This is a genomic window from Sphingobacterium sp. NGMCC 1.201703 (assembly GCF_047784615.1).
Lineage (GTDB): Bacteria > Bacteroidota > Bacteroidia > Sphingobacteriales > Sphingobacteriaceae > Sphingobacterium.
In genome coordinates, this window is sequence record NZ_JBLOHD010000006.1 from 416,010 (window position 1) to 428,595 (window position 12,586).

Consider the following 12,586-nt stretch of genomic DNA (forward strand, 5'->3'; position numbering starts at 1 on the left):
GTTATTATTTTTGATTATTTATTTTTCAAACTCTTACAGTGTACAATATACACAATTTAGCTTATTTTATATATAAAATCATCTTGATGCTCCCCAAGTTTTCCTTGGGAAATCCGAGTGGAGCCTGGTCTATCAGTTCTTTAAGCTCTTCTTCGGTACGATAGGTGAATCTCTTTGACCCTGTTACCCAGAAATTGATGGGAGTCGTAATTTCTTTGGCTATAAAGCCAATTTTTTCCAAAGAAGAGTCCTGATTCCAGTCCCGGTCTGTATAGGTCATGATATCCCCCGGCGAGAAGTCTTTCACAAAAGCCTTGATCAATTTGCTCAGTCCACCAATTACATTGTAACCGGATTTATTGCAAAAACGCAACAATTCAAAGGAGCGATAGGCATCGTCTTTATCATTCATACGTCGCCCACCAGAAAAGATAGCAATGGAAACCAATTCACCTTGTTCATACAAACCATATCTATATTTTCCCAATATTGGTATTTGCAGGTGATGTTCCAGGAGAAACTGCTGACTTACTTTTTTATCAAGTCGGGCAACGATAGTCTTTCGTGCATAAATACGACGGTTGTTTATCGATTGAGCAACGATACGTTGGACAATAAGATCGAATTTTTGTTCCAATTGATCCTCATCTATATGGATGCCCGAATCAGCGCTTAGGAAGCGAAGATGTCGCTCATTGGGGTAAAGAAAGATATTTTTTGTTAATTCAGAAGACTCAATTTGTATAAATCCATCTCGTTCGGTCAGGGTTAGTCGCAGCTCAAGTTGTCGCCCGAGTTCGTTTTTAAGCCGAATAACGAGATCTTTAAAGGATGTATTCATAAAACAAAAGTAACTTTTATGGAAGTTCCGACGAAATATTCGCTTTTGATAATTATCCGTATCTTTGTGCAAAATATAATAGCACCTTGAAATACCGAGTTTTGAAGATATATACAGAGAGGGACATGAAGCGGGATAGAGGGTATTGAGAGACACTTGTGCTAGATAAGATAAGGGGATATTCCATAGGACTTTAAAAAAACAAACCGAGTGTAAGGGTTCATATATAATAGTGAACATCGACACTTATAAAATAATTATTTACATATGAAACTTCCGATAGTGGCGTATGGCGACCCAGTACTAAGAAAGGTTGCTGAAGAAATAGATGAAGACTATCCAGATTTAAAAAAACTGATTGACGATATGTTTGATACCATGTATGCTGCGCATGGTGTTGGGATAGCAGCACCACAAGTGGGCCTGCCAATACGTATCTTCGTTATTGATGCAACACCTTTTGCGGAGGACGACGAAGAGAATAGAGAAATGTTGAAGTCCTTCAAAAGAGTGTTCATCAACCCGATAATGGTTGAAGAATCTGGGGAAAAATGGGCCTTTGGTGAAGGTTGTCTGAGTATCCCTGATATCAATGAAGATGTGCTTCGCCATAAAAATATCCGTATCAATTATTTGGACGAGAATTTTGAAGAGCACGAAGTGGATCTGACGGGATTGGCGGCACGTGTTGTACAACACGAATATGATCACCTTGAAGGGAAGTTGTTTACGGATAAATTGAGCACCCTGAAGAAAACGATGCTGAAAGGCAAATTGGATGCGATTGCCAAAGGCAATATCCGGGTGGGTTACAAAATGAAATTCCCACAGCAAAAGAAAAAGCGTTAGGCTAAACTAACGCTTTTTTTATTTTATCGACAGGGATTTCGTTCAGATTTCCCCGCTCAATCCAACCGCGGTAGATATAGCCTGTACTTAACAGCGGTCATCCGAACCAGGAAGACTACTCCGGCAGCAATAAAAGCTGCCCAGGATAGATCAAGGTCAAGATGAACAAGCAAGATATAAATTAATCCGCCGGCTAGACAGGCTGTTGCATATACCTCCTTTTTAAAAATCAAAGGCGTCTCATTCAGGAGTATATCACGTGTCATGCCACCACATACGGCAGTAAACATTCCAAAGATGATGGCCGCATAGACGTTACTTTCATAATTTAACGATTTTTGTACGCCTAAGATGGTAAAAAAACTGATTCCTATAGCATCAAAGAGGGTTAGTGTACGATAGTAACTATACAGCTGCCGATTGAAAATAATGGCAATCAAGATACCCAGAAAAATGGCAATGAGATAATTGCTGTCATTTACCCATACTGGACGCAAGTTTAAAAATACATCACGCATGGATCCGCCGCCAATAGCGGTCACAAAACCGAGGAATGCGGCCCCAAAGATGTCAATATCCTTACGTTTCGCGGACAAGGTGCCCGATATCGCAAAAAATAAGGTGCCAAGCAAATCGCTCAAATAAAAGTAGTTGGCATCTGTTATCATTGTAAATACGTATTTAAAAATATTTTCCCTATTTCTTTAATCTATCTATGCAAGATTCCGACAAATTTAGGAGAAATCTCTGTAGTTTAAGTTTACTGTAAGACGAATGGCTTTTAATCCTACAATTCCTTGTACATCCTCTAGTTTTAGATGTTCAACACTATTTTCAATAATTCCCATATCATAAATCGCCTGTATACTCAGATTTAGGTCTTCTAAGATTTCATCCGAAAGATAGACAATGGCAATTTTGTTGACCTGTGTGAGCCTTTCCTTTGTGCGTTTTATCCTTATCTTGTCTATTCTTTTTTTGATGATTTCGTAACGGATATTCAATGATCCCTCTACATCAAATCGCCGCTCGTCTTCCCTAAAACTGATATCAATGCTATGTGGATTGATGAAGATGAGCTGTGTTGTCTCCAGGGAAAGTGGTAAATCTTGCTTCGCATGATATGTTTTCAGTGCAATCCGGGCCATGGAGATAATCTGTTGCCGCCGAAAGACATTGATGAATTCTTTGCTGAAAGTTTGCTGCGGTGTAATAGATTCGCCAATATAGATATCGTATTCGATACCATCAGTTCTGAATTTTTGGAAATAGGATGGATAATTTCCCTGGATAAAGCTGTTGAAATGATTGAGCTCCTTACTAATAATATGATTTACCCGGCGTAATGAAGTCTCAAATTCATTCCGATAGAACTCCCCCGTTTCCCGATTGGTAAAAAAGTGACGCGCATAATGCTCGATAATCGCATGTTTTGTAGGGAACTGCTTTCTCGCCGCATCGAGAAAAGGTTGTACATCTTTCCGGAAGAATTCAATGATCCTGACCATAGACTCGTCAAAGGAGGTTTGATCCAGCGACGCGGTAATCTGATCGACCCGTTTTGAAAAATCAACAATGAGTTGATGCCTGCCGTCCAATGACAATTCGTCAATAAGAAGCGCCAATTGTTTCACTTTGAAACTAAAATCCTTTAAAATTGACGCATTGCGGATGATGGTAGAATCTTTTACATCTATGGCCCCATAGAGCGGATAAACTTCTTCGAAAATAACGGGTCTGATATGTACATTCTGCTCATCTTGTTCGAATTCCTGGATATATTGAGCCGCAACATGATTAAACTTCCACTGAACTGCAGGTTGTATGGTGGTAAATCGGTTGATGATAATCTCGTCGATACGTTTTTTGAACTCTGTTGTGATATCATGTGAAAGCTGGGATAATAAAGGCACAAGCTCACGGAGAGAGTGTATCGTCTCATTATCGAGCTGATCCAGCTGATGACTGTATATTTCTAGGATACCAGATAATGCATGGTTATGTACCAGTGGGATGCACAGGTAAGTTTTGACACCCGAGGCCTTGATGCGTTCGTCAAAAATAGATGTGGTATTTTTAATCGTATCAAGGGTATTGTAAAAGATAAAGTGCGGATGTTTTAAATAATTAGCGATTGCTGGATTGATATTCGTATACCTGTTGCTAGTGTAGGGTTCGGAAATTAAAATACTTTTATTTGTAATGGAATAATCAAAAAAAGGCAGGCCGTTGAGCTGGAACAACGGAAACAGACTGAAAATTGTATCTTTCCCCTTGAGGATCGGAGCAATAATCTTTTCCAGATCTGATAAAAAAAGATGATAGTTATAGGACGCAAGATCCAATAAGATAGATTGTATTCTCGTGCGGGTATGTGCTAGACTACTCTTTTGGGCGGTAAGGATGGTGAAACCCGACAATTCAAAATCTTCGATCTTAATGGCGTTGACAATATTATTCCAATCAAGTAAAGAAACATCGTTGGTGTTCTTGGTCAAACTCCTTACATCAAATTTCGGGAGTTCTTTTTTGGGCTTAATGTCAACAAATTTGAAATCTATATTTAGATCGTAATAGTCAATAATTTCGCCCTGTTCATTTAGGTGATGGTAGACAATTGTGTTATTTTCTTTAGTGGGGAGACCGTACAGCCGCTCGAAGATCAGTGTATACAGCAGCTTTTCCTGATTGTTCAGAATTCCTTCATCTTGCATTTGATCCCGTATCCCTTGTTCCACCAGTTTATTTTTCCAGAGTTTGAAAAAAGCTTCTGTTCCATAAAATGTTTCTTCAGCGAGCGCTGTTCCCAGTGCCCAATATTGCTTGGGAGCGGTATCGATCAGGGACACCGAAAGGCTATAAATGAGCTGCAAAATATCTTTATAGGCATTAAGATTGCGAGCGCAGAGTTTGCCACTAACCTGTTCAATTTCTCTTATCCGTTCTAGTGCAACTAGTGGGATCATGTCATCAGAAGATACATCGCTGCCACTAAAGGATTCCAGGTACCGAAAAAAAGGCTCAAATTGAAGTTTTTTATCCGAGTTATACAATGTGGTCTTGACTTTAGTCAGTTGTACTTTTTTGATTTCCATGTATCGAACACTTTTAAAAGCGGAATCCGGTACTAAAATAGGGGTACCAACCTTCATTGGATTTGGCCATTACAAAATGAAGCGGCAATGCATTGGCGACGATATAATAAAGTCCGCCACCGAATCCTTGATGGACTGTCTTACTGTTGTGGTCTTTTGCCCACACTTTCCCGATATCATACATTCCCATGATTCCTAATTCTCCCGGTAGAACGTAGCTTTTTACCTCATGAATCTTGACGCGGGCTTCTAGGTTATTGTATACCATTTGTTCGCCAGCAAACCGATATTGACGAAAACCACGAAGGTTTTCATGACCACCTAAAAATAGATATTGATAGAATGTAGGGTTACCCACCACGGTTCCACCGCCTACTCTATTAGCGAATACAATACCTTCATTTAGAGCACTAAAATAGCCTGTCATTTCTGCACTTAGTTGCCCTGAATTTCTTGAATATTTATTTAGGCCCAAGAAAGAATGTAATGCTGCCTTAATAAATACTCCTTTACTTGGATTGATCTTGCGGTTACGTGTATCCTGTGTCAGAAAAGCATTTAACCCGACAAAAGCTTTGTCATTGGTAATAGAGACACTATCGTAAGAGTGGAGTGATCGTGGATTTAAGATAAAACGGTCCTGATTTTCTATCGGATCCAGGTGATAGAACTGAATATGCGGGCCAATAGCATAATTGAGCGTAGAAGAGGGGTGCCATCGCAGCAGAGGATTGACATTAAAAATATTGAACCGGCTACGGTAGTATTTCGCGCCATACTGATCTTTTAGAAATGCGGAGTTGTTTCCAACACCAAAAAAGTTCTGCGTATTGTCGGGCGCTTTTGCCAATGCATCAATGACGAAATCAGCATTGCCGATAACATCTTCCCATTCGCCACGATAATGAATTTTATAGGCCCCTGTTCGGAATGCCGAAGCTACAGTAACCTGCTGTTTATAGGTAAAAGGTACTTTTCTAAATCCCCGCTGATGAGTATAAGCGGCACCAAGTCCGAGAGAAAAGCCATCATCAGCATTATAGCCCGCTGTTAATAAGGGTAGCCAGGAATTGTATAAATTCACGGGAACGAACTGTGTGTTCAGGCTATCTTTACCCTGATAAAGCCTGATCCTGCTTTTTTCTCCTAAAAATGTAGAGTTCCGCGTGTTCTCATAGAGCTTTATCTTCGATCTGCTCTTGTCGACTATATAGGTCTTTGGCAGGCTATCGCCAATAATACGCAGTTTTATGGGCGAATTTACGTTATTTATGGATATCGAGTCCTGACCTTCAGAAAGGTATAACCGGATTTCTTTTGTTAGGTTCTTTTCATAAGTTTTATCCATCAGTGTTTTGGTCACCTTCCCATCTTTGTTGATTTTGGAAACAATGATTTTTAAGCCCTCATCTTTTGTGCTGGCAATCGCTACCTTTTCGTTCTTATCACTGAAATGGATATCGACAATATTATTGATAAAACGATAATATTCTTCCATTGCAGCGGGCAAAGCATCACGCCTGCTCTGAAGGGTACGGAAAATCTGTTCTCCGCGAATGGCAATGGATGATTGGGGCAGACTGTTGACAGACTGTCGGAGTACCGAGTCTGTCAAGCGGGCGACAAACTGTTCGACCTCTTTTGTCCATTCTTTATGGGAGAGTTGGTTACTGGGATGTGCGTTTAAAAATCTGGATTTAAAAAGCGAATATCGGATATTTGGTATACCTGTCGTAAACCCCTGCATAACCGGATTCACAAAACGTTGGTAAATGTCCTTCATCAAAAAACCCTGGGTCACGCGCAAGGCTTGATCACGGTCGCGTGGAATTGGGATATAGTCTTTGTCTTTATCGTCCGTGTCTTGATTTTCATTATACCAGCGCCATTGATCTTCATGACGATCCCAGTCACTTACAATAACGTCTAGCATACGCGCTCTAAGGTAGGCCTTCGGTTTAAAATTATCGTCATTGTCCTCCTGCAGTTTGCGTACCGCTTTTAGGCTATTGTCCGAGTCGCCTAAAGGCTCCCGTTCTTCCAAAAGGGCAACCGTATTTTCGAATAATGGTGCGTATTCACCCAAGATTGTGTCTGGAGCAACTACGCCTATAATCGGGTGTGCATGTGGCACATTGACCGCATTGGCCAGCGCAGGAATCATCAATGCGGAATAAGGGTGTTGTGCGCTCGTCGCATCGTCCAGCACATCTTGTACAAAAGTGCCGTGTAATTCTACCGGAATCAAAGATTCTGTCCGTTTATTGACCGAGCGAAGAGCCCATTCCCTTCCTGTCGGATCAGCCAGCCTGAGGGATACAGACTGCATCCCGCCACCCTGTTTGAGCGGTGTTAGACCGCCAAATAATGTAGAGAGCTGCAGCAGTGGCAATGTCGTTTCGGCCGCCCATTCTTTACGGTAATTTTCCCCAAGAAATGATTTCTTAAATCTGCTCGCCTGCCCGTACTTCGCATTTGCTACGACAGTCGTGCTGTCTTTGATCACAGCCTGTGGGAGAGCCTCGTTTTTGTGGGCATCAGCCGCAGGATTGGACTTGTTCTTCTGCTGGGCGGACGTCTGTATCGCGAGAAAAAGTAAAACGAATGGTAAAACCCGTTGCATGCTTGTTATTTTTCAAATTTATAAATGATTCCCTTATCCTGATTACCAGCTTCACTGCTGATGTAAAGGTTGGATTTTGAATCAAAGTTGATCCCTTCTGGTTGAGGGAATAGCTTTGGATCTAAGGATGTTATGGATTTGACTCGGAAATTTTCATCCGTTACAACAAGAGCCCTGTCAACCGAGGATAAAATATACCACTCGTTGCTGTCGGTTTTCTTTGCAAGGGCCGAAGGTTTGAATGTTTTTTTGATTTTCGGATCAAATTGCTTCAGTTCATCAATCTGGACCGCAAATTCACCTTTCGGGGTAAATTTCCCGTCGCGCTCAATGGCGAAAATATATCCGGTTGTTTGTGATTGTTTTTTGTCTACCCGGCATTCTTTACAGAGGACATAGGCCAGGTTACTTGTTTTGTCCACAAAAAGTCCCTCATATTCACCTTTGGGCAAAATATCTTTTTGTTCAATGGCCGTCTGTATGTTATCTTTTTCCGTTATGGGAAAGGAGTACACAGATCCATTGCTCTTTAAAATAAAGAAGTGCGTTTTGCTGATGCCGATATCTTCGTAGTCACCGTCCTTTCCAAATTGACTGTATGTAAGCTTCTGGCTGGATAAATGGTATTTGAAAAGCAGCCCCTGTTCATCTTGTATGGCATAAATATCTTCATCCTGTCCTTCGAGAAATGCGATTCCTGATATTTCGAGCAGTTCATCGGGCAAGTTTATCTTTTTTCCGGATGATAATTTATACGGAATTGTCGGTTGCTGCTGTTTATCAGCAGTAACGTTGGTTACATTAGCTGTACGTTCTTTATTTCCATTACTGGGGTTGCAAGCCAGTAATGCAGTGGAAATCATTCCGAAAGCAAGAGCTGTTAGTCGTGTAGCGTCTTTCATCAGTTCATTTTTTTAAGTAGTCAACAATTTGTTGTTGCGATTTATTGCCAATCGGATGTTCGACAGGTATATTACGGCCCATCTCATCAAGGAGAGTTGCTTCAACATCATCGGCAAACTGAATTTCAAAGAGTTGCTGAATCCTGTTGGCAAATGCAGGGTCCATAATCGGGAAGCAGGTTTCTATCCGACGGTAGATATTGCGATTCATCCAGTCTGAGGAACCTAAATACACCTTTGTCTGCGCTCCATATTGGAATATAAAGATTCTCCCGTGCTCTAAATAGCGACCTACGATCCGTTTTATTTCAATGTTTTCACTTAGCTCCTTGACCTGGGGTTTTAGCCTGCAGATACCTCTGACCAATAATTGTACCTTCACCCCTGCCCGACTGGCTTCGTATAGTTTATTGATTAACGATTCTTCCTCTAAATTGTTTAGCTTAATTTTTATGGAGGCGGCATTGCCCGTCTTGACCTGAGCGATGGTTTCATCAATCAAAGTAACAAAAGTCTGTTTTAGATTGAATTGAGCGATCAGAAGCTGTTGAAATGGGATATCTGTCGGCTTGTCCGGTTTCCTTCTGCGGGGCAGAAACTCAAATAACAGGCTTAACTCTGCTGTTAATAGACGATTGGATGTCATTAAGAAGTAATCGGTATATACCTTGGCTGTTTTTTCATTTAAGTTGCCTGTCCCGAATAATGCGCTCTCTTTTCCGTCTTTTCGTTTGACAAGTGCAATTTTAGCATGCACTTTAAGATTTGGGATACTATAACTGATCTTTACCCCCTGCTCTTTCATAATTCTAGACCAATGCATATTATTGGCTTCATCAAAACGAGCTTTCAGTTCAACAAATACATGTACCGTTTTGCCATTCTTTGCTGCGGTAGCCAGCGCTTGAGCAATATGCGAATCGCTGGCAATTCGATAGAGTGTGGTATGAATTTCGGCTACGTCAGGATCTATCGCTGCTTCGTTAAAAAAACGGAGAATAGGATCAAATGACTCATAAGGCGTAGAGATTAGCATATCATGCTGATCGAGCTGTTCAAAAATGGAGCGCTCAAAATCCTGATGTGCTGCTAGCTGCTGCTGTTTCGGAAAAGACAGTTCGTTCCGTTTTATGGGGAAGGAGAAAAAATCTTTCAGATTATGGTAATACCCCCCTGCAACAATACTACTTTTTCGAAGGTCGAAAAGAACGGCAAGCTTTTCAATGAGCGAATCTGGAAAACCAGGCTGATGTAAAAATCGGGTGGCATAGCCAAGGTCCCTTTTATTGACCTCTGCTTCTATTTTCTGTGCGATATCGCCATCGAACTCATCTTGTAGATTGAGTTCAGCGTCACGGGTAATTTTAAAAGAATAGAAATTTAAATTGCTATTCTTTATTAAGTCAGGCAGAAATAGCTTAATGATATCGTCGATAAAGACAACGTACGTACTAGCATCGAACTGACATGTAAAGAAACGATTGATACGATCTGAAGGTATATTGACAATGAATAAATCTGTTGTATTATTGTCGGTCAGGGCAAAATACAGGCAGTTGTTGATCGGAAAAAAGGAAAATTCTTCGTCTATGCGAATTATTTGCAGATAAGAAGCAATCGTACTAAAAAAATAATTAGCTACAAGCGATTTTATCGCTAATGGGATTTCCTGGTTATAGATCAGTATAATCTTTTCGTTAGCTAGCTGATGAATGATATCAGTTAAAAATAGGCCAAATTTTTCCTGCTGTTTATCAATAATTTTAGTAGCCTTTTTATAGGTTCCAATATCGAGATTCGGAACCTCTTGATCACTGCTCTTCTTTTTAATTTTCTTCCATGCCATCAATACCGGCATCCGTACACGGTAAAACTCATCTAGATTTGATGAAAAAATGGCGAGGAACTGTAATTTCTCCAACAGTGGAACCTCCTGACGCCCCGCTTCGTCGAGTACCCTGTCATTAAACGATAGCCAACTGATATCTCTATTGATATATAAGTCTTTTTTTTTCATCTGCAAAATAATCTAAGAAGCAATAAGGTTAGCGATGCTTTCACTATTTTATAATAGGGTTGCGATCACAAAAGAAATAACAGAAATGACCAGGCCAAACATAAAAATACCGTAGGCATACCGTAGCAACTTGTATTTTCTGCCTAAAACCACGCCTTGGGAATAAACATCTTTTGTAAGCATACCATATAAGAATTCGGAGTCAGTCATTACTTTTTGCATCCCCTCATTGTAGTCATCGAGTTTCATTTTATAGAAATTCCCAAAAAATAATAGGTTGACGGTTTTATTCTCAATTTCCTGTTTTGAAAATTTCCCGGATGGTATTTTCGGAATAGTCGATAATATGGCCATGACCATGGTTGCCACGACAATTACCGTTAGAATAATTGTCGGGAAGATCAGATGTTCGTTACTATCTAATTTTCTAAATAAGACCGCGATAACGACAGATAGGATAATGGAGTTGACCGTTAATAATATATTAGCCTTATTGTCTGCCATGTCGCTCAGCCGCTGATTGTTGGACGATGTTATACGAAACATGGTTTCTATACCGCGTTCCGGTTTCACGCTTTTGTCTTTCTCTTTTTTTATTTCTTTCTTGTCTTCTTTTTTTTTGTCCTTGGATTTTTCCTGCTTACGTTCAAGTTCTTTTAAGTTTTCTTCTTTCTTCGCATTGAGCTTCTGCTGTGCATAGGCTGTGTGGTAATGATGGCTTGACAAGAGTTTTATTGTGCCAGCACGCCAAACATCCTTGTCAATTTCTTTACCTAAAACGGCTTCAGCTTCGGCCTTCATGAGCTTATTCCTGTTCTCAAAATCATCATTCCCGAAATGAAACAGATCAGCATCACAAAGAATCTGTTCTAATAGATTATTTGGATCCTGAGGCATTCTTGTCGCCAGAATACAACCTTTTATTTTTTCTTTCGCTTCTTCGGATATGCCTTTATCCGCTAGGAAATCCATGGCGATCTCTACGCTTTTTTTCTCATGACCGATTGCATTGTCAGATTTTACATAACCTAAGTCATGAAAATAGGCCGCACTGATCACAATAAAATGATCTTCATCATTTAACTTATAATAAGATGAAATCTCTTCTGCCGCCTGAACTACCGAATGCGTATGCAGACTGTTGTGAAAACAATGGCAGGATGAGATATTCTGTATAATATAAGTGTTAGAATATTCTTCGACTTGTTTTAGAAGTTCGTTATAATCTATCATGACCAGTAGGGTATTTTATTTAGAATAAAAGTATTCAATATCTTTAATATCTAGTATATGTACTCCCTCCTTTTCGTAATTTTTTGATCTAGATCAATTTAATATCCTAAGTAAGATGAGAGTCATCGTTTTTTATACCAGATGTCTTTTTACTGTTTACCATTATTCTAGTCATTTGTCTTTCGTAATGAATTTAAATCTCTGCGCATACTTGATCATATACGACAATGCTGTGGCAGAAAGGCTGAATGGTATCCTAAAAAGCGAATATCGAATATCTGAAACTTTTCCGAACTACAAAACGGCACTTGCACAGCTGGTCAAAGCAGTTTAAATATACAATCATTTTAGACCACATATGGCCTGCGACATGATATCTCCACAGCAGGCACATCAGCAATGGCAGAACCATAAAGTTCCGAAGGTGTTTCAAAGACGTAGCCCTGAAGCTAAAAAGTCCCGCAGCAAAACTAGGGAAACTGTGGTCTGGGAAAGGACAAACGATAACAGTAAGAAAACGGACAATGACAAACATATCCAGTAGAAAAAATAGGATGTAAAATCTATATAGTAATCTGTTCGGTAGATGTAAACCTATTTCAGTATAAGACAAAATCGGCTTTTTTCTACTCCGGTTCGGGTCTCGTTCGCCCCCGCTTCGCCCCCTGTTCGGAAATTCCCTATCCATTCTCTATCCATTCCCTATCGTCCACCTATCTAAATGATAGGGAATGGATAGGGAAACGATAGGTAAAAGATAGGTGGAAGCCGAAGGAAGGGCGAAGCAGGTACGGACAGGTGACGGAGAAAGGCCGAACCCGCCGCCCTTCGGTTCGCCATTGCGCTAGGGGACCCGGCGAAAGCCCCTTTGCGGTCCGTGGTATCCCTGCCCGTACCGTATTCCCGGTACCATCCTCCCCCTTCCGGAGCCTTTCCTCCGGAGCGCCGTCTCCAATCCCGCCCCCAATCCCGCCGCAGATCCGGTACTAACCCACCATCTGTCTTTACCGACACCCCCTTCGCCGC

The 12,586-nt window shown here is 40.6% G+C and carries 10 protein-coding genes; 2 read left to right on the forward strand and 8 right to left on the reverse strand.

Features of this window, described 5'->3' with window-relative positions; translation table 11 throughout:
- Positions 1 to 61 precede the first annotated feature (61 nt).
- Positions 62 to 841, reverse strand: coding sequence for a hypothetical protein (locus tag ACK8HY_RS15365; protein ID WP_416134158.1), 780 nt, complete (start codon positions 839 to 841; stop codon positions 62 to 64).
- 267 nt (positions 842 to 1,108) lie between these two features.
- On the opposite strand from ACK8HY_RS15365, the gene def reads away from it, so the two are divergent.
- Positions 1,109 to 1,690, forward strand: coding sequence for a peptide deformylase (gene def / locus ACK8HY_RS15370; protein ID WP_416134159.1), 582 nt, complete (start codon positions 1,109 to 1,111; stop codon positions 1,688 to 1,690).
- A 56-nt stretch (positions 1,691 to 1,746) separates the two neighbouring features.
- Here the strand turns inward: def and ACK8HY_RS15375 are convergent, their stop codons facing one another.
- The 6 genes from ACK8HY_RS15375 to ACK8HY_RS15400 form a co-directional block, all read right to left on the reverse strand.
- The gene (locus ACK8HY_RS15375) at positions 1,747 to 2,358 is read right to left on the reverse strand and encodes a trimeric intracellular cation channel family protein (RefSeq protein ID WP_416134160.1); all 612 of its coding nucleotides are present in this window, start codon (positions 2,356 to 2,358) and stop codon (positions 1,747 to 1,749) included.
- Between the two features lie 66 nt (positions 2,359 to 2,424).
- Positions 2,425 to 4,785 carry a GAF domain-containing protein gene (locus tag ACK8HY_RS15380; RefSeq protein ID WP_416134161.1) on the reverse strand — a complete coding sequence of 787 codons (2,361 nt, stop codon included), beginning with the start codon at positions 4,783 to 4,785 and terminating at the stop codon, positions 2,425 to 2,427.
- 13 nt (positions 4,786 to 4,798) lie between these two features.
- On the reverse strand, positions 4,799 to 7,408 hold the full coding sequence (locus tag ACK8HY_RS15385; protein ID WP_416134162.1) for a BamA/TamA family outer membrane protein: 2,610 nt from the start codon (positions 7,406 to 7,408) through the stop codon (positions 4,799 to 4,801).
- A 5-nt stretch (positions 7,409 to 7,413) separates the two neighbouring features.
- Positions 7,414 to 8,310: an SdiA-regulated domain-containing protein gene (locus ACK8HY_RS15390; RefSeq protein ID WP_416134163.1), complete on the reverse strand. Its 897-nt coding sequence runs from the start codon at positions 8,308 to 8,310 to the stop codon at positions 7,414 to 7,416.
- A 4-nt stretch (positions 8,311 to 8,314) separates the two neighbouring features.
- Positions 8,315 to 10,327, reverse strand: a complete 2,013-nt coding sequence (gene ppk1, locus ACK8HY_RS15395; protein ID WP_416134164.1) for a polyphosphate kinase 1 — start codon at positions 10,325 to 10,327, stop codon at positions 8,315 to 8,317.
- A 48-nt stretch (positions 10,328 to 10,375) separates the two neighbouring features.
- On the reverse strand, positions 10,376 to 11,560 hold the full coding sequence (locus ACK8HY_RS15400) for a Pycsar system effector family protein (RefSeq protein WP_254846234.1): 1,185 nt from the start codon (positions 11,558 to 11,560) through the stop codon (positions 10,376 to 10,378).
- Positions 11,561 to 11,930: 370 nt separating this feature from the next.
- Here ACK8HY_RS15400 and ACK8HY_RS15405 point away from each other — a divergent pair, with 370 nt between their 5' ends.
- On the forward strand, positions 11,931 to 12,104 hold the full coding sequence (locus ACK8HY_RS15405; RefSeq protein WP_175992061.1) for a hypothetical protein: 174 nt from the start codon (positions 11,931 to 11,933) through the stop codon (positions 12,102 to 12,104).
- 173 nt (positions 12,105 to 12,277) lie between these two features.
- Here the strand turns inward: ACK8HY_RS15405 and ACK8HY_RS15410 are convergent.
- Positions 12,278 to 12,586: hypothetical protein (locus tag ACK8HY_RS15410; RefSeq protein WP_416134165.1), on the reverse strand; the 309-nt coding region annotated here is incomplete at its 5' end.

Bases quoted from the DNA above. Each gene is read 5' to 3' on its own strand.
- def (WP_416134159.1), top strand. From the start codon at position 1,109: ATGAAACTTCCGATAGTGGCGTATGGCGACCCAGTACTAAGAAAGGTT.
- ppk1 (WP_416134164.1), bottom strand. From the start codon at position 10,327: ATGAAAAAAAAAGACTTATATATCAATAGAGATATCAGTTGGCTATCG.
- ACK8HY_RS15365 (WP_416134158.1), bottom strand. From the start codon at position 841: ATGAATACATCCTTTAAAGATCTCGTTATTCGGCTTAAAAACGAACTC.
- ACK8HY_RS15400 (WP_254846234.1), bottom strand. From the start codon at position 11,560: ATGATAGATTATAACGAACTTCTAAAACAAGTCGAAGAATATTCTAAC.
- ACK8HY_RS15405 (WP_175992061.1), top strand. From the start codon at position 11,931: ATGATATCTCCACAGCAGGCACATCAGCAATGGCAGAACCATAAAGTT.
- ACK8HY_RS15380 (WP_416134161.1), bottom strand. From the start codon at position 4,785: ATGGAAATCAAAAAAGTACAACTGACTAAAGTCAAGACCACATTGTAT.
- ACK8HY_RS15375 (WP_416134160.1), bottom strand. From the start codon at position 2,358: ATGATAACAGATGCCAACTACTTTTATTTGAGCGATTTGCTTGGCACC.
- ACK8HY_RS15390 (WP_416134163.1), bottom strand. From the start codon at position 8,310: ATGAAAGACGCTACACGACTAACAGCTCTTGCTTTCGGAATGATTTCC.
- ACK8HY_RS15385 (WP_416134162.1), bottom strand. From the start codon at position 7,408: ATGCAACGGGTTTTACCATTCGTTTTACTTTTTCTCGCGATACAGACG.